The organism is Streptomyces cyaneofuscatus (assembly GCF_000718135.1).
Taxonomy (GTDB): Bacteria; Actinomycetota; Actinomycetes; order Streptomycetales; family Streptomycetaceae; genus Streptomyces; species Streptomyces cyaneofuscatus.
The window spans coordinates 224,931-244,771 of the sequence record NZ_JOEM01000006.1; the positions used below are offsets into that span (position 1 = coordinate 224,931).

The following is a 19,841-nucleotide window of genomic DNA, read 5'->3' on the forward strand; positions in this document are numbered from 1 at the left end:
CCTCTGACCGACAGTGCCGCATGACTCCGTACTGTGACTCCGTACTGGCGGCGAACAATAGCCCCTTTATTCGAAGCGCCTGTAATGGATCGGTAACTGTCCGTCCTCCGCGCCCTGATCGCCGCCCCGACCAGGCAATTCCTCCCCGGTTCCCGGTGTGATCCATAGGTTTCCTTTCCCTGGCACGGGCGCTCTGCGGTAATCATCCGGGGAAAGCGGACGGAGATTCACGCGTTGCCGGGCCGTGACCGACTTCCTGGAATTCATGTATCGAATACGGATACGGTTCGGGGCGAACATGTGATCGTCAGCCAGAGGCGATTTCCGTCGCGGGAAAGGCAGTCGAGCGAAATGACGAGTGAGCCACGTTCCGAGGTCAACGGCCCGCACCGGGGACGGTCCGAGCCCATCGCCGTGGTCGGCCTGTCCTGCCGACTGCCCGAAGCCTCCGGCCCGGCGGCCTTCTGGGAGCTGCTGAGCGAAGGCCGGGACGCCCTCACCGACATGCCGGCCGACCGCTGGGAGTCGATCTCGGGCGACCCGGTCGACGGAATCCGCCGGGGCGGATTCATCGACGGCATCGCCGACTTCGACGCCTCCTTCTTCGGTATCTCGCCCCGCGAGGCCGTCGTCATGGACCCGCAGCAGCGCCTGCTGCTGGAGCTCACCTGGGAAGCGCTGGAGGACGCGGGCATCGTCGCCTCGACCCTGGAGTCCAGCGCGACCTCCGTGTACGTCGGCACCGCCCGCGAGGACTACACCAGCCTGGTCTACCGGCAGGGCTCCTCGGCCATCACCCAGCACACCGTGACCGGCACCCACCGCGGCATCATCGCCAACCGGGTCTCCTACGCGCTCGGGCTGAACGGCCCCAGCCTCACCGTGGACACCTCCCAGTCCTCCTCCCTGGTCGCCGTCCACCTCGCGTGCGAGAGCCTGCGGACCGGCGAGTCCGACATGGCCCTCGCGGCGGGCGTGAACCTCAACATCCTCGGCGAAGGGATCGGCGGCGCCGAGCAGTTCGGCGGCCTCTCCCCCGACGGCCGCTCCTTCACCTTCGACGCCCGCGCCAACGGCTACGTACGCGGGGAGGGCGCGGGCGTCCTGGTCCTCAAGCCGCTCTCGCGGGCCCTCGCCGACGGGGACCGGGTCCACAGCCTGATCCTCGGCAGCGCCGTGAACAACGACGGCGCGACCCCCGGCCTCACCGTCCCCAGCGCCGCCGCGCAGGAGCGGGTGATCCGCCTGGCCCGGGAGCGGGCCGGGGTGGAGCCGGACGCGATCCAGTACGTCGAACTCCACGGCACCGGAACCCCGTTGGGCGACCCGATCGAGGCCGCCGCGCTCGGGGCGGCGCTCGGCACCCTCAAGGCGGACGGCGATCCGCTGCGGGTCGGGTCCGTCAAGACGAACATCGGGCACCTGGAAGGCGCCGCCGGCATCGTCGGCCTCATCAAGACGGTCCTGTCCATCCGCCACCGGATGCTCCCGCCGAGCCTCAACTTCGAGACGCCCAACCCGGACATCCCCCTCGGCGAGCTGAATCTCGCGGTCAACGAGCGGCTGAGCCCATGGCCGCGCCCCGACCGCCCGCTCACCGCGGGGGTGAGCTCTTTCGGCATGGGCGGGAGCAACTGCCACGTCATCCTCACCGAGGCGCCCACGCGACCGACCGACCCCGCCGACCCCGCCGCCTCCCCGGCGCGCCCCTCCGTCGCCCTGCCGGTGGTGGTCTCCGGGCGGACCCCGAAGGCGCTGGACGCCCAGGCCGCCCGGCTGGCCGCCCAGGTGGCGGCCGACGAGGACGTGACGCCCGCCGCCGTCGGCCGGTCGTCGGTCTCCACCCGGTCACTGTTCGCTCACCGAGGGGTGGTTCTCGCCGCCGACCGGGAGGAACTCCTCGCCGGGCTCCAGTCGTTGGGCGGGCGACTGCCCGCCGCCAACGTGGTCTCCGGCAGCGAGGTGGGCGGCCGGCTGGGGATGGTCTTCACCGGCCAGGGCGCCCAGCGGGTGGGGATGGGAAGCGAGCTGTACGCGGCGTTCCCGGCCTTCGCCGCCGCCTTCGACGCGGTGTGCGAGCACCTCGACCCGCTGCTGGAACGCCCGCTCCGGGAGGTCATCGCCTCGGGCGAGGGCCTGGACCTGACCGGCTCCACCCAGCCCGCGCTGTTCGCCGTCGAGGTGGCGCTGTTCCGGCTGTACGAGTCCTTGGGTGTGCGCCCCGACTTCCTCGCCGGGCACTCCATCGGCGAGGTCTCGGCCGCCCATGTGGCCGGGGTGCTCACGCTGGCCGACGCGTGCGTCCTGGTGGCGGCCCGGGGCCGGCTGATGCAGGCGCTTCCCGAGGGCGGCGCCATGGTCGCGGTCCAGGCGTCCGAGGCGGAGGTGCTGGACGCGCTGTCCGGACACGAGGCGGCGGTGTCGCCGGCCGCGGGGTCCCAGGCGGCGGTGTCGCTGGCCGCGGTGAACGGGCCCGCCGCCGTCGTCCTCTCCGGGGACGAGGCGGCGGTGCTGGAGGTCGCGGGCGGGCTGCGCGAGCGGGGGCACAAGACGAAACGGCTCACGGTGAGCCACGCGTTCCACTCGGCCCACATGGACGGGATGCTCGACGCGTTCCGCGAGGCGCTGGCGCCGCTGTCCTTCCACCCGCCGCGCATCCCCGTCGTCTCCACCGTGACCGGTGAGGTGGCGGCGGACGGCCTGCTGGAGTCCCCGGAGTACTGGGTCGAGCAGGTGCGGGCGCCCGTACGGTTCCTGGAGGCCGTGCGCACCCTGGAGGCCGAGGGCGTGCGCACCGTCGTCGAGCTGGGCCCCGACGGGGTGTGCTCGGCGATGGTGGCCGAGAGCGTGCTCGACCGGGACACCGTGCACGCCGAGCCCGCCCTGCGCGCGGGCCGCCCGGAGGACCGTACGGCGGGCGCGGCGCTCGCCCAGGCCTTCGTCCGGGGGGCGGAGGTGGACTGGAACGCGGTGTTCGCGGGCACCGGGGCGCACCGGGTGGAGCTGCCGACGTACGCCTTCCAGCGCGAGCGCTACTGGGTGACGGACCTGCCGGCTCCGGCCGCCGGCTCCTCCCCGGCGGCGGGCGCCACCACGGCCGCTCCGGCGGCCGTGACCGCCCGGCCGACGGGTCCCACGGCCGGCGACCGCTCGGCGGCCGACCTGGTGACGGCGCACGTCGCGGCCGTCCTCGGATACGGCCCCGACCGGTCCGTGGAGTCGGACCTCCCCTTCCGCGACCTCGGCTTCAGCTCCCTGATGACCGTGGAGCTGCGCACCGGCCTCGCCGAGGCCACCGGGCTGCGGCTGCCGTCCGGGCTGCTCTTCGACCACCCGACGCCGGCGGCGCTGGCGGAGTTCATCGGTGCCGAACTCCAGGGCTCCGGCGGCGCCCAGGAGGAGGAACCGCTCCTGGCCACCGGCTCCGACGAGCCGATCGCCATCGTCGGCATGGCCTGCCGCTACCCCGGCGGCGTCGCCTCGCCGGAGGACCTGTGGCGGCTCGTAAACGAGCACGGTGACGCGATCACCTCCTTCCCGACCGACCGGGGCTGGGACGAGGACCTCTACGACCCCGACCACGAGCGCTCCGGCAAGTCCTATCTGGGCGAGGGCGGCTTCCTGCACGACGCGGGCCGCTTCGAGCCCGGCTTCTTCGGTATATCGCCGCGTGAGGCGCAGGCCATGGACCCCCAGCAACGGCTGCTGCTGGAGACCGCGTGGGAGTCCCTGGAACACGCCGGGCTGGTGCCGCGCACGCTGCGCGGGACCCGTACGGGTGTCTTCGTCGGCGCGACGACCGGCGACTACGGGCCCCGGATGCAGGACGCCCCGGAGAGCGCCGAGGGACACCTGCTCACCGGGACCACCCCCAGCGTGATGTCCGGCCGCATCGCCTACCAGTTCGGCTTCACCGGCCCCGCGGTCACCGTGGACACGGCCTGCTCCTCCTCCCTGGTCGCCGTGCACATGGCGGTGCAGTCGCTGCGGCGCGGCGAGTCCGGCCTCGCGCTGGCGGGCGGGGCCACCGTCATGTCCTCCCCCGGGATGTTCGTGGAGTTCTCCCGGCAGCAGGGGCTGTCGCCCGACGGGCGGTGCAAGTCCTTCGCCGCCGGGGCGGACGGCACCGTCTGGTCGGAGGGCGTCGGCCTGCTGGTCCTGGAGCGGCTCTCCGAGGCCCGCCGCAACGGGCACCGGGTCCTGGGCCTGGTCCGCGGGTCCGCCGTCAACCAGGACGGCGCCTCCAACGGGCTCAGCGCCCCCAACGGCCTCTCCCAGCAGCGGGTGATCCGGCAGGCGGTGGCCGACGCCGGTCTGACCGTCGCCGACGTGGACGTGGTGGAGGCGCACGGCACCGGTACGTCGCTGGGCGACCCGATCGAGGCCGAGGCGATCCTCGCCACGTACGGGAGCGACCGGGAGGGCCGGGAACCGGTGCTGCTCGGCTCGCTGAAGTCGAACATCGGGCACGCCCAGGCCGCGGCCGGGGTCGGCGGGCTCATCAAGATGGTCGAGGCCATGCGGCACGGCGTCGTCCCGGCCACCCTTCACGTGGACGAGCCGACCCCGCACGTGGACTGGTCCTCCGGCACCGTCGCGCTGGTGCGCGAGCACCGGCCGTGGCCCCGGACCGGTGCGCCCCGGCGGGCCGGTATCTCCTCCTTCGGCATCAGCGGGACCAACGCGCACGTCGTCGTCGAGCAGCCGGACCGGGCGGACGCACCGCCGCCCGTGAAGACGCGCCCCGTGGAGACGGCCGCTACCGACACGTCCGCCGCCGTCGACGCGGCGCGCGCGCCCTGGCTGCTCTCCGCCCCCGACGCCGACGGCCTGAAGGCCCAGGCCGCGCGGCTGCGTGAGTTCGTGACGGCCCGTCCGGAGCTGCGCCCCGAGGACGTGGGGCTCTCCCTCGCCGCCACCCGTACCCTCTTCGCCCACCGGGCGGTGGTCCTCGGCACGGCCGGTGACACCGGCTCCGGTTCCGGTTCCGGCTCCGGTTCCGGCTCCGGTTCCGGTTCCGGCTCCGGTTCCGGTTCCGGTTCCGGTTCCGAGGGCCGTCTCGCCGCGCTCGACGCGCTCGCCGAGGGCGCCGCCTCGCCGCAGGTGGTGCGCGGCTCGGCCGCCGAGCCCGGCCGTACCGCCTTCCTCTTCACCGGCCAGGGCGCCCAGCGGGCCGGGATGGGACGGGAACTCCACGCGGAGTTCCCGGTGTTCGCCGATGCCTTCGACGCCGTGTGCGCGGCGGTCGACCCGCACCTGGACCGGTCCCTGCGCGAGCTGGTCTTCGCCGGCGAGGACGACCCGGACGCGGCGCTGCTGCACCGGACGCGCTACACCCAGCCGGCCCTGTTCGCCGTGGAGGTGGCGCTGTTCCGGCTGGTCGAGCACCAAGGCCTGGCACCGGACCTGCTGGCCGGCCACTCCATCGGTGAGCTGGCCGCCGCCCATGTGGCCGGGGTGCTCTCCCTCGACGACGCCGCCGCGCTGGTGGCGGCCCGGGGGCGGCTCATGGAGGAGGCGCGCTCGGACGGGGCCATGCTCGCGATCCAGGCCGGGCCCGACGAGGTGGTCGCCACGTTCGGCGCCGACGCCGACGCGGTCTCCCTGGCGGCGGTCAACGGGCCCCGGTCCGTGGTCGTCGCAGGGGACGAGGCCGTGGTGGAGCGGATCGAGACGGAGTGGCGCGAGCGCGGTCACCGCGTCCGCAGGCTCCGGGTGAGCCACGCGTTCCACTCGCCGCACATGGACGGCATCCTGGAGGAGTTCCGTACGGTCGCGCGGTCCCTGACCTTCCACGCGCCCGCCATCCCCGTGGTGTCCACGGTGACCGGAGCGCCCGCCGATCCGGAGCTGCTGCGCTCGCCCGACTACTGGGTGGACCAGATCCGTGCCACGGTGCGGTTCCACGACACCGTACGGTCGCTGTACGACGAGGGGGCGACCCTCTTCGTGGAGCTCGGGCCGGACGCCGTCCTCACCGCCATGGCGCGGGAGTCGCTCACCGACGCGGGCGCCGAGGCCGCCACCACCTGTGTCGCCCTGGCCCGCGCCGGCCGGCCGGAGGCCGACACGTACACCGCCGCCCTCGCCACGGTCCAGGCCGCCGGGGCCGCCTTCGACCTGGCCGCCCGCTACCCCGGCGCCGAGCGCATCGGCCTGCCGACGTACGCCTTCCGCGGGGCGCACTACTGGCTGGCCCCGGGCGCCCGCACCGATGTCCCCGGGCTGGGCCTCGACGCCTCCGGGCACCCGCTGCTCGGCGCCTCGGTCGAGGTGGCGGGCGGCGACGGGGAGACCGTCCTGACGGGCCTGCTCTCCCTGCGCGCCCACCCCTGGCTGGCCGACCACGTCGTGGCGGGCAGCACGCTTCTGCCCGCCACCGCCTTCCTGGAGCTGGCCTTCGCCGCCGGGGAGCCGACGGGGGCCGACACCGTCGACGACCTGACCCTGGAGGCGCCGCTGGCGCTGACCGGGCGGGACTCCGTACGCGTCCAGATCAAGGTCGCCGCCCCGGACGCGGACGGCGCACGCCCGTTCACGATCCACTCCCGCCCGGTGAGCGCCAGCGGTCAGCCGTGGACGCGGCACGCGACCGGGTTCCTCTCCGCCGCGCAGGCCCCGTCACCGGACGCCGATCAGGGCACCTGGCCGCCCGCCGGGGCGGTCGCACTGCCGGCCGAGGACGTGTACCGGGAGCTGGACGGCCTCGGATACGCCTACGGCCCGTCCTTCCAGGGCGTGCGGGCGCTGTGGCGCCTCGGGGACGAGTTGCTCGCCGAGATCGCGCTGCCCGAGGGCCAGCAGGAGCACGCCGGCCGGTACGGCGTGCACCCTGCGCTGTTCGACGCCGCGCTGCACCCGCTGCTGCCGGGTGCGGCGGAGGGCGGGAGCGCGGCGGAGATCCGGCTGCCGTTCGCCTGGGACGGGGTCCGGCTGCACGCCGCCGGGGCCGCCTCCGCCCGGGTACGGATCACCCCGGCCGGCCCGGACACCGTCTCGCTGGCCGTCACCGACCGGGCCGGGGAACCCGTGGTGACCGTCGCCTCGCTCACCCTGCGCCCGGTGGCGCGGGCGGCGTTCGCCGAGGCCGCCGTGGTCCGCGAGCCCCTCTACGTACTCGACTGGCCGGTGGTCGCGGCGGGCGAGGTCCCCGAGTGGACCCGTACGGAGCTGACCGGGCCAGCCGGGCTGACCGGGCTCTCCGCGCAGGACCCGGCGGCCGTCGAACCGGCCGACCTCGTCGTCCTGACCCTCACCGAGATCCCGGACGCCACCCTGACCGAGACCCCGGGCGCCGTCCCCGGCACCGCCCGGACCACGACCGCGGAGGTGGCGGCCTTCCTGCGGGAGTGGCTGGAAGCGGAGCGGTTCGAGCGGTCCCGGCTGGTCCTGGTGACCACCGGTGCCGTGGCGGCCGCCCCCGGCGAGGACGTGACCGACCTGGTCCACGCCCCGCTGTGGGGGCTCGTGCGCTCGGCCCAGACCGAACACCCGGGCCGGATCGTCCTGGTCGACCTCGACGGGCACGGTGACGCGGACGCCCTGGTGGCCGGGGCCGTGGCCACCGGGGAACCGCAGATCGCCGTCCGCGACGGGGAGTTCCGCGCCCCGAGGCTGGCCCGGGCCGCCGCCCGGACCGCACCGCCGGTCCGCTTCGCGGCCGAGGGTACGGTCCTGATCTCCGGCGGCACCGGCGGACTCGGCGCGGTCCTGGCCCGGCACCTGGTCACCGAGCACGGCGTACGACGTCTGCTCCTGCTCAGCCGCCGAGGCCCCGACAGCCCCGGCGCCGACACCCTCCGCACCGAACTCACCGAACTCGGCGCCCACGTCGACCTCGTGGCCGCCGACGCCGCCGACCGCGAGGCCCTCGCCCGGGCCCTCGCCACCATCCCGGAGGAACACCCGCTCACCGCCGTCGTCCACACGGCGGGCGTCATCGACGACGCGACGATCGCCTCCCTCACCCCGGAACAGCTCGACAGCGTGCTCCGGCCCAAGATCGACGGCGCCTGGAACCTCCACGAACTCACCCAAGACCACGACCTCACCGCCTTCGTCCTCTACTCCTCGATCGCCGGAACCCTCGGCACCCCAGGACAGGCCAACTACGCCGCCGCCAACACCTTCCTCGACGCCCTCGCCCACCACCGCCACGCCCACGGCCTCCCCGCCGACTCCCTCGCCTGGGGACTGTGGGACGCCTCCACGGGCATGGGCGCCACCCTCTCCGGGGCGGACGTGGCCCGCTGGACCCGTACCGGTGTGCTCCCGCTCTCCGAGGAGCAGGGCCTGCGCATGTTCGATACGGCGCTGGGCACGGACGCCCCCCTCACCGTCGCCGCCGCGCTGGACCCGGCGCGGATCGCGGGCTCCGGCCTGCCGCCTGCCGTGTGGCGCGGCCTGGTCCGCACCCGCCGCACCGCCCGTACGGCAGCGGCGGCGGACGCCTCGGGGTGGGCGGCCCGCACGGCCGCCCTGCCCGAGGACGAGCGCGGCCCCGCCGTGCTCCAGCTCGTCCGCGACTGCGTCGCCGCGGCGCTGGGCCACACCTCCGGTGAACAGGTCGACGTCACCAAGGCGTTCAAGGAGCAGGGCTTCGACTCCCTCACCGCCGTCGAGCTGCGCAACCAGCTCGGCACCGCCACCGGACTGCGGCTGCCCTCCACCGTGGTCTTCGACCACCCCAACCCCACCGCGCTGACCGCCTACATCCTGGGCCTGGTCCCGGGGCAGGACCAGGCGGGCGCGGCCCCGGGCAAGGCCGCGAAGGCCCGCCGGGGCAAGCGCTCCGGCACGGCCGACGAGCCGCTGGCCATCGTGGGCATGGCCTGCCGCTACCCGGGCGGCGTCCGGTCGCCGGAGGACCTGTGGAACCTGGTCACCTCGGGCACCGACGCGATCAGCGGCTTCCCGACCAACCGGGGCTGGGACCTGGAGCGGCTCTACGACCAGGACCCGGAGCACACCGGCACCTCGTACGTCCGCGAGGGCGGGTTCCTGCACGACGCCGACCTCTTCGACCGTGACTTCTTCGGCATATCGCCGCGCGAGGCCACCGCCATGGACCCCCAGCAGCGGCTGCTGCTGGAGACCGCCTGGGAGACCTTCGAGAGCGCGGCGATCGACGCGACCGCGCTGCGCGGTACCAACACCAGCGTCTTCGTCGGTTCCATGTACGACGACTACGCCTCCCGACTGGCCTCCGTGCCCGCCGAGTTCGAGGGCTTCCTGCTCGTCGGCAACACCTCCAGCGTCATCTCGGGCCGGCTGGCGTACACCTTCGGGCTCGAAGGCCCGGCGGTCACCGTCGACACCGCCTGCTCCTCCTCCCTGGTCGCCCTCCACCTCGCGGCCCAGGCCCTTCGCTCGGGCGAGACCGATCTGGCGCTGGCCGGCGGGGTCACCGTGATGGCGGGCCCGGGCTCGTTCGTCGAGTTCAGCCGCCAGCGCGCTCTGTCGACCGACGGCCGCTGCCGGTCCTTCGCCGCCGACGCCTCCGGCACCGCATGGAGCGAGGGGGTCGGGCTGCTGCTGGTGGAACGGCTCTCCGACGCCCGCCGCAACGGCCACCAGGTCCTCGCGGTGCTGCGCGGCTCGGCCGTCAACCAGGACGGGGCGAGCAACGGCCTCACCGCCCCCAACGGCCCCGCCCAGGAACGCGTCATCCGCCAGGCCCTCGTCGACGCGGGACTCACCCCCGCCGACGTCGACGCCGTCGAGGCCCACGGCACCGGCACCACCCTCGGCGACCCCATCGAGGCGCAGGCGTTGCTGGCCACGTACGGCGCCGAGCGGGAGCCCGGAAACCCTCTGCTGCTCGGTTCGTTGAAGTCCAACATCGGCCACGCCCAGGCGGCGGCCGGTGTCGGCGGGATCATCAAGATGGTCCACGCCCTGAACCACGCCCACCTGCCCCCGACCCTCCACGCCGAGAACCCCACCTCGCACATCGACTGGGACACCGGCACCCTCGAACTCCTCACCCAGGGCCGCGAGTGGCCCGCGACCGACCGCCCCCGCCGGGCCGCCGTCTCCTCCTTCGGGATCAGCGGCACCAACGCCCACGTCATCCTCGAACAGGCACCCGCCGTCGAGGAGACGGCCGGGAAGGACGCCGACGGGCCCCGCCTGGAGACCGAGGCCGGTACGACGGTTCCGTGGCTGCTCTCGGCGAAGTCCCCGGACGCGCTGCGCGCCCAGGCGGACCGGCTGCGGCAGTTCGTGACCGCGAACCCCGAACTCCCCACGTCCGACCTCGGCTTCTCCCTCGCCACCGGCCGGATCCGGCACGAGCACCGGGCCGCCGTCGTCGGAGCGGACCGCGAGGAGCTGCTGCGCGGCCTGGCCGCGCTGGCGGCGGGCGAGGACGCCACAGGCGTCGTACGCGACGAGGGCGGGCGGCGCGGCAGGACCGCCTTCCTCTTCACCGGGCAGGGCAGCCAACGATCCGGTATGGGGAGCGAGTTGTACGCCGCGTTCCCGGTCTTCGCGGCCGCCTTCGACGAGGTGGACGCGCACTTCGAACTGCCCTTGAAGGACGTGGTGTTCGGTGGCGGGGACGAGCTGAACCGGACCGCGCTCGCCCAACCCGCCCTTTTCGCCCTGGAAGTGGCCCTGTTCCGGCTCGTGGAGTCCTGGGGCATCACCCCCGACCTGCTGATGGGCCACTCCATCGGTGAGTTCGCCGCCGCCCATGTCGCGGGCGTGCTGTCGCTCGCCGACGCCTGCGCCCTGGTGGCCGCCCGAGGCCGGCTGATGGACGCGCTGCCGGCGGGCGGGGCGATGCTGGCGGTGGAGGCCGCCGAGGACGAGACCGACCTGCCGGACGGGGTGAGCCTGGCCGCCGTCAACGGCCCCCGGTCGGTGGTGGTCTCCGGCGACGAGGAGGCCGTGGCCGCGCTGGAGGCGCGGTGGCGCTCCGAGGGCCGCAAGGTCAAGCGGCTCACCGTCTCGCACGCCTTCCACTCCCACCTCATGGACGGGATGCTCGACGCGTTCGCGCGGGTGGCGGAAGGGGTGACCTTCCACCCGCCGAAGGTGCCCATCGTCTCCACCGTCACCGGTTCCCTGATCGGCGACGCGGACCTGTGCACGCCCGACTACTGGGTGGCGCAGATCCGGCAGGCCGTCCGTTTCGCCGACGGCGTCCGGGCGCTGGAGGCCGAAGGGGTCACCGAGTACCTGGAGTTGGGCCCCGACGGTGTCCTCTCCGCGCTGGTGGAGCGGTGCCTGACGGCTCCGGCCGGTTCGGTGGCCGCGCTGCTGCGGTCCGGTCGGCCCGAGCCCCGGACCGTCGTATCGGCCCTGGCCCTGTCCGCGCTGCGGGGGGCCCGCACCGACTGGAGCGCCGTCCTCCCCGGCGCCCGCCGCACGCCGCTGCCCTCGTACGCCTTCCAGCGGCAGCGGTACTGGCTCACGGCCGGGGACACGAAAGGCGAGGCCGCGGACTTCGGCCTCGACTCCGCCGGGCACCCGCTGCTCGGCGCGGCGGTCGAGGTGGCGGGCGGCGAGCTCGTCGTCCTCACCGGCCGGGTCTCGCTGCGCACCCACCCGTACCTCGCCGACCACGCCGTCATGGACCGGGTCCTGCTGCCCGGAACGGCCTTCGTGGACCTGGCGCTGACGGCCGCCCGGCGGGTCGGCCTCGCCCTGCTGGACGAACTCACCCTCACCGCCCCTCTGGTGCTCGGTACGGACGACGAGGCGCAGCTCCAGCTCACCGTCGGCGCCCCCGACGACAGCGGCCGCCGCCCGGTCTCCGTCCACTCCCGGCGGACCGGCACCGGCTCCGGCTCCGGCACCGGGGGCGACGAGCCCTGGACCCAGCACGCCGAGGGCGTGCTCGCTCCGGGCGGGCCCGCCTCCCCGGCCGACGGGGACACCCGCGCGCCGGCCGGTGTGCTGGAGATCGACCTCACCGGCGTCTACGACCGGCTCGCCGGGCAGGACTACCGGTACGGCCCCGCCTTCCAGAACCTCCGGCGGCTCTCCCGCCTCGGGGACGACCTGTACGCCGAGGTCGCGTCGGCCGGTGAACACCCGGCGGGCGGGGCGGGCTTCACGCTCCACCCGGCGCTCCTGGACGCGGTTCTGCACGCGCTGCTCCCCGGCGTCGCGGGCGTGGCGGACCGGCCCATGGTGCCCTTCTCCTGGTCCGGGGTCAGCGTGCCGGCGGCTCCCGTCGACGCGCTCCGGGCCCGGCTGACCCTGCGCAAGTCCGACGACACGGCCGTCGCGGTCGGCCTCACCCTGACCGACGGGGCGGGGCTGCCCGTGGCCACGGTCGACGAGCTGCTCCTGCGTCCGCTGTCGCCCGATGACCTGCCGGTGGCGGGCGACCGGGCCGCCGAGGGACTGTTCGGGCTGAGCTGGGAACCCGTACCGCTCGACCGGACGGCGGCGGATGAGGACCGGGTGGTGCTCGGCGGGACGCTCGACCTGCCCGGAGCCCGTACGCACGCCGATCTGCCCGCTCTGCGCCGGGCGGTGGACGACGGGGAGGCCGCGCCCTCGGCCGTACTGCTGCCGCTGGAGGCGCCCGCCGGGACCGGTGATCTCGCGGAACGGGCTCGGGCCGCGCTGGCCGGGGTCCTCGCCACCGTGCGGGAGTGGCTGGCAGACGAACGGTTCGCCGACACCCGGCTGGCCGTGGTGACCCGGGGCGCCGTCGCCCCGGACGGCGAGGACGCCACCGACCTGGTGCTGGCCGGTGTCTGGGGCCTGCTCCGGTCGGCCCAGGCCGAGCAGCCGGGGCGGATCGTGCTGGTCGACACCGACGGGAACCCGCTCAGCCGGGACGCCCTCGCGGCGGCCCTGCGCACCGACGAGACCCAACTGATGCTGCGGGCCGGCGAGGCGTTCGTCCCGCGCCTCACCCCCGCCGAACCCCCCGCCCGGGGCGTGGCCGGACCCGACTGGGGACGCGGTACGGTCCTGATCACCGGCGGCACCGGAGCGCTCGGGGCGATCCTGGCCCGGCACCTGGTGACCGAGCACGGCGTACGACGTCTGCTTCTGCTCAGCCGCCGGGGACCCGACAGCCCCGGCGCCGACACCCTGCGCACCGAACTCACCGAACTCGGCGCCCACGTCGACCTCGTGGCTGCCGACGCCGCCGACCGCGAGGCGCTGAGCCGGGCCCTCGCCACCATCCCGGAGGAGCACCCGCTCAGCGCCGTCGTCCACACGGCCGGTACGACGGATGACGCCACCGTCATGTCGCTCACCCCGGAACAGCTGGCCGGTGTGCTCCGGCCCAAGATCGACGGCGCCTGGAACCTCCACGAACTCACCCAAGACCACGACCTCACCGCCTTCGTCCTCTACTCCTCGATCGCCGGCACCCTCGGCACCCCAGGCCAGGCCAACTACGCCGCCGCCAACACCTTCCTCGACGCCCTCGCCCACCACCGCCACGCCCACGGCCTCCCCGCCCACTCCCTCGCCTGGGGACTGTGGTCCGACACCAGCGCCCTGAGCTCCCACCTGTCGGACGCCGATGTGCAGCGCCTCGCCCGGCTCGGGCTGAAGCCGCTGAGCGCGGCGGAGGGCACCGCGCTGCTGGACGCGGCGCTGCGCCTGGACCGGCCCGTCCACGCCCTCACCCGGATCGACCGGGCGGCGCTGCGCACCGCGCAGCAGCTCCCCGCCGTCCTGCGGCGCCTCGCCCCGGCAGCCGCCGCGCCGGTCCGGAGCCAGGCACCGCTCACCGAGCGGCTGGCCCAACTGCCGCCCGCCGAACAGGAAGCGCTCGTCGCCGACCTGGTGCGGGCCAAGACGGCGGCCGTGCTGGGCCATGCCGACCAGTCGGCGGTCGCCGCCACCCGCGCCTTCAACGAGCTGGGGTTCGACTCGCTCACCGCGATCGAGCTGCGCAACCAACTCGGCACAGCCACCGGGCTGCGGCTCCCCTCCACCGTGGTCTTCGACCACCCCAACCCCACCGCCCTGGCCGCCTACATCCTGGCGGAGCTCGCCCCGGCGGCCGGCCCCGCGACCCCGTCGGCGGCCACGGCGGTCCTCGCCGATCTCGACCGGCTGCTCGGCGCCCTGCCGGGCGCGCTGTCCGACGCCGACGCCCAGGGCCGCATCGCCACCCGGCTCAGGGAACTTCTCGACCTGGCGGACCCGGTGGCCGGCACCGACGAGGACCTGGACGGCGCGACCGACCAGGAACTCTTCGACCTCATCGACGAACTCGACTGAGAAATCGACGAACTCGACCGAGAAGAGGTGGGCCGGGGCCCACTCGCCCGGCCCACCTCGCCGCCGCACGCACCGTCCCCTTCCGCACACGAACCTGGAGCTGAGAGACGTGACCGCCGCCGAGAACCAACTCCGCGACTACCTCAAGCGCGCCACGGCCGACGCGCGCGCCTCACGCAAGCGACTGCGGGAGGTCGAGGAGAGACAGCAGGAGCCGATCGCGATCGTCGGCATGGCCTGCCGCTACCCCGGCGGCGTGCGCAGTCCCGAGGACCTGTGGCGGATCGTCGCCGACGGCGTCGACGCGGTCTCCTCCTTCCCCGAGCACCGCGGCTGGGCGGAGGACCTCTACGACCCCGACCCCGAGGCGGTGGGGCGCTCGTACACCCGCCAGGGCGGATTCCTGCACGACGCCGACCTGTTCGACCCCGAGTTCTTCGGGATGTCGCCCCGGGAGGCGCTGGCCACCGACCCGCAGCAACGGCTGCTGCTGGAGACCGCGTGGGAGGCCTTCGAGCGGGCCCGGATCGTCCCGGACGCGGTACGGGGCAGCCGGACGGGCGTGTTCGTGGGGGCGATGTACAACGACTACGGCTCCCGGCCGCATCTGCCGCCGCAGGAGTTCGAGGGCTACCTGTACAGCGGCAGCGCGGGCAGTGTCGCCTCGGGCCGGCTGGCGTACACCTTCGGGCTCGAAGGCCCGGCGGTCACCGTCGACACCGCCTGCTCCTCCTCCCTGGTCGCCCTCCACCTCGCCGCCCAGGCTTTGCGGCGCGGCGAGTGCGACCTGGCCCTGGCCGGCGGGGTGACGGTGCTGGCCACGCCGATGCCGTTCGTCGAGTTCTCCCGGCTGCGCGGCCTGTCGCCCGACGGCCGCTGCAAGTCCTTCGCCGAGGAGGCCGACGGCACCGGCTGGGCCGAGGGTGTGGGGCTGCTGCTGGTGGCCCGGCTCTCCGACGCGCTGCGCGACGGCCGGCAGATCCTCGCCGTGGTCAAGGGTTCGGCCATCAACCAGGACGGGGCGAGCAACGGCCTCACCGCGCCCAACGGCCCCGCCCAGGAACGGGTGATCCGCCAGGCCCTCGCCGACGCCGGAATCACCCCCGCCGACGTCGACGCCGTCGAGGCCCACGGCACCGGCACCACCCTCGGCGACCCCATCGAAGCCCGCGCCCTCCTCGCGACGTACGGCAAGGAGCGGCCCGAAGGACAGCCGCTGCTGCTCGGGTCGCTGAAGTCCAACATCGGCCACGCCCAGGCGGCGGCCGGTGTCGGCGGGATCATCAAGATGGTCCACGCCCTCCGCCACGCCCATCTCCCCCGTACGCTCCACGCCGAGAACCCCACCTCGCACATCGACTGGGACACCGGCACCCTCGAACTCCTCACCGAGCCCCGCGACTGGCCCGAGAACGACCGCCCCCGCCGTGCCGCCGTGTCCTCGTTCGGGTTCAGCGGCACCAACGCCCACGTCATCCTCGAACAGGCCCCCGCTGTCGAGGAGGAGGCCGTGAGCGCCCCGGACGGGCCGCCGCTCCCCGTGCCGCTGGTGCTCTCCGGCCGGGACGGACAGGCGCTCGCCGACCAGGCCCGGCTGCTGCTCGACCGGCTGGCGGAGGGCACCGACCCGGTGGCCGACATCGCGTACTCCCTGGTCACCACGCGGTCGACGCTGGACCACCGGGCCGTGGTGACGGGCACCGAGCCGGCCGAGCTGAAGGAGGCCCTGACCGCCCTCGCGGAGGGGGGTACGGCCCCGAACCTGGTCCGCGGCGTCCGGCGCACGGAGTCCCGCAGCGCCTTCGTCTTCCCGGGCCAGGGCTCCCAGTGGGAGGGCATGGCCGCCGAACTGCTGGACAACTCAACGGTGTTCGCCGCCAAGCTGGCCGAGTGCGCCGACGCCCTGGCGCCCTTCACCGACTGGGACCTCGTCGAGACCCTGCGGACGGGCGCCCCGCTGGAGCGGGTGGAGGTCGTCCAGCCCGCGCTCTGGGCGGTCATGGTGTCGCTGGCCGAGGTGTGGCGCGCCCACGGGGTGCGGCCCGCCGCCGTCATCGGGCACTCCCAGGGCGAGATCGCCGCCGCCTGCGTGGCCGGGGCGCTCTCCCTGGCGGACGGCGCCCGGATCGTGGCGCTGAGGAGCCGGGCCATCGCGGAGGACCTCTCGGGGCGCGGCGGCGGCATGATGTCGGTGGCCCTGGCGGAGGAGCAGGTGCGCGACCTCATCGCCGGGTACGGCTCCCGGGTGTCGGTGGCCGCCGTCAACGGGGCCGCCTCCGTGGTGCTCTCGGGCGACGGCGACGCGCTGGACGAGGTGCGGGAGACGGTCCGGGCCTCCGGCGGCCGGGCGAAGCGGCTCCCGGTGGACTACGCCTCGCACGGCGCCCATGTCGAGGTGCTCCGCGAGCGGCTGCTCACCGACCTGGCCGGGATCGAGGCCCGGCCCGCCGAGGTGCCGTTCTACTCCACCGTCACCGGCGGCCTGTTCGACACGACGGGGCTCGACGCCACGTACTGGTACACCAACCTGCGCCAGAGCGTGCTGTTCGAGCCGACCACCCGCACCCTGCTCGGTGACGGCCACGGGGTGTTCGTGGAGTGCAGCCCGCACCCCGTGCTGCTGCACAGCATCGAGGAGACCGCCGACGCCTCCGGGGTCACGGTCACCGGCCTCGGCTCGCTGCGCCGCGACGACGGCGGGCCCGGGCGCGTCCTGACCTCCCTGGGCGAGGCGTTCGTCGCGGGCGTCCCGGTCGACTGGACGCCCCGGTTCGCCGGACAGGGCGTACGCCAGGCCGAGCTGCCCACGTACGCCTTCCAGCGGGAGCGGTACTGGCTGGAGCCGTCGGCGAGCGCTCTCCGCGCCGCCGGCACCGGCTCCACCGGCCCGCACCATCCGCTGCTCGGCACCGCGCTGGCCGTGGCGGGCAGCGACGAGTTCCTGTTCGCCACCGCGATATCCCTGGGAACCCACCCCTGGCTGGCCGGGCACACCCTCGCGGGCAGCGCGGTCCTCTCGGCGCCCGCGCTGGTCGAGACCGTGCTCGCGGCGGGCTCCGTGGCCGACGCCCCGTTCCTGCGGGAGCTGACCATACGGGCCCACCTCGCCGTCCCGGAGACCGGCGAGCTGCCCCTCCAGGTGCGGGTCGGCGCCCCGGACGGCGAGGGCCACCGGCCGGTGACCGTGCACGCCCGGGCCGAGGCCGACTCCGCCGCGTGGACGGAGCTGGCCACCGGGACCCTGAGCGGCGCGGAGGACCCGGCGGCCGCCCCGGAGCCGGAGCCCGCCGCAGAGTCCGCCGAGGCCGTGGACGTAACGCTTCTTGAGGAGTACGCGCCGGAGGCCGGCGCCTTCGGCCTGCACCCGGAGCTGCTCCGGGCCGCCCTGGCCGCCGCCCCGGACTCCGCCGCCCCGGACTCCGTGGCCGGAGCGACGCTCGTGGAGGCCGAGTGGCGTGGGGTACGCCTGTACGCGCCCGGCGCCACGGCGGTGCGGGCCCGCTTCGGGGCGGCGGCCGACGGAACCCTCGCCCTGCTGCTGACCGACCAGGACGGGCGGCCCGTCGCCGCCGTGGAATCGGTGCTGCGGCGGGCCCCGCGTCCCGCCGAACTCGTGGGCGGCCCCGGCCCGTTGCGCGCCCTCCACCACGTCACCTGGACGCCGTCCGGGCTGCGCGCTCCCGCCCGACCGGTGGCCTGGGCAGTGCTGGGAACGGGTGGAGACGCGGCGCAGGACGTGGCGCGGTACGAGGATCTGGCCGCCGTCGGGCGGGCCGTCGGTGACGGGACGTCCGTACCGCTCCTGCTCACCCGTCTGCACCCCGCCGAGGAGACCGACACCCTTGCCGCCCTCCACCAGGAGACCGCAGCGGCCCTGTCGCTGCTCCAGGGCTGGCTGGCCGACGAACGCCTCGCGGACACCCGGCTGGTCATCGTCACCCAGCATGCGGCGCGCGCGGCCGAAGGGGACCGGATCCGGCCCGCCGCGGCGGCTGTCCGGGGACTGGTCCACTCGGCGCAGTCGGAGAACCCGGGCCGGATCGTGCTCGTGGACGCCGACACCGAGGAGGTCGCCCCGGAGCTGCTGTCGGCCCTCCTCGCCTCCGACGAACCGCAGGCCGCCGTCCGGGACGGCCGGCTCCTGCTGCCCCGGCTGGCCCGCGTGCCCGCCCCCTCCGGAGACACCGAGGCGGCCCCGTCCTGGCGGCCGGACGGCACCGTCCTGATCACCGGCGGCACCGGCGCCCTCGGTTCGGCGGTCGCCCGCCACCTCGTCACCGAACACGGGGTCGGCCACCTCCTGCTGGCCGGGCGACGCGGTGAGGAGGCCCCCGGGGCCGACGGACTCCGGGCCGAACTGACCGCGCTCGGTGCCTCGGTGCGGGTCGCCGCCTGCGATGTCTCCGACCGGGACGCCCTCGCGGCGCTGCTCGCCGAGGTCCCCGCCGAGCACCCGCTGACCGGTGTGGTGCACACGGCGGGGGTCCTGGACAACGACCTGCTGCCCGCCCTGACCGCTGACGGGCTGGACACGGTCCTGCGGCCCAAGGCGGATGCGGCCTGGCATCTGCACGAGCTGACCCAGGACGCGAATCTCTCGGCCTTCGCGCTGTTCTCCTCGGTCGTCGGCGTGTTCGGCGGCCCCGGACAGGCCAACTACGCAGCGGCCGGGGCGTTCCTGGACGGCCTCGCCCACCACCGCCGAGCGCTCGGCCTGCCCGCCACCTCGCTGGCGTGGGGCCTGTGGGAGGTGGCGGGCGGGATCAACGCCGGCCTGACCTCGGCGGACCGTACCCGTTTCGTCCGTGAGGGGTTCCTCCCGGTCGGTACGGAGGAGGCGCTGGCTCTCCTCGACGCGGCCCTGCCGCTGGAGACGCCCGCCGTGACCGCGACCCCGTTCGACCTGGCGGCGGTGCGGGCCGGTACGCGCGTCCCGCCGCTGCTGCGGGCCCTCGTACCGGCGTCGGGCCGCCGCGCGGCGAGCGCCGACGGCGCCTCCTTCGCCCAGCGGCTCGCGGAGCTGTCCGACACCGACCGGCGCACGTACATCCTCGACCTGGTGCGCGGCGAGGTGGCCGGGGTCCTCGGCTTCCGCGACGCGGACGCGGTCGACGCGGGCCGGGCCTTCCAGGAGCTCGGCTTCGACTCGCTCACCGCGGTCGAGCTGCGCAACCGGCTGGGCGCAGCGGCGGGCGTCCGGCTGCCGGCGACGGTGGTCTTCGACCATCCGACGCCGACGGCGCTCGCCGGGTTCCTGCTGGCGAAGGCCGCGCCCGACAGCGCCACCGAACGGCGTGCGCCCGCCCTGGCCGAGCTGGACCGGCTGGAGGAGATCCTCGCGACCGTGGCGGACGACGAGGGGCGCGCCACGGTCACGGTCCGCCTCCAGACGATCCTGGCGCGCTGGATGGAGGCGTGGGGGACGCCCGCCGGGTCCGAGCCGGTGGCCTCCCTGGAGGAGGCGTCGACCGACGAGCTCCTCGACTTCATCGACAACGAGCTCGGCCGGGCCGGCGGCTGACCCCCGCCGCGTCCCATGATCCCGCGCAGCCGAGGCCTGTGAAGTTCCGCCCTGCCGTCACCGCCCGCCCCGATCTCACGAGGAGATGTGAGCCGTCCCATGCCCGATGAGA

At 75.0% G+C, this 19,841-nt stretch carries 1 protein-coding gene and 1 pseudogene; both read left to right on the forward strand.

The window, feature by feature from the left end:
* Positions 1-351: 351 nt before the first annotated feature.
* The gene (locus IF17_RS0112385) at positions 352-14,208 is read left to right on the forward strand and encodes a type I polyketide synthase (protein WP_051883969.1); all 13,857 of its coding nucleotides are present in this window, start codon (positions 352-354) and stop codon (positions 14,206-14,208) included.
* A gap of 157 nt (positions 14,209-14,365) precedes the next feature.
* Positions 14,366-19,729: pseudogene (locus tag IF17_RS0112390) on the forward strand (type I polyketide synthase); the annotation flags it as partial.
* Positions 19,730-19,841: the final 112 nt, after the last annotated feature.

What these genes read in the sequence shown, in the direction of transcription:
- IF17_RS0112385 (WP_051883969.1), top strand. Translation starts at nt 352, where the DNA reads ATGACGAGTGAGCCACGTTCCGAGGTCAACGGCCCGCACCGGGGACGG.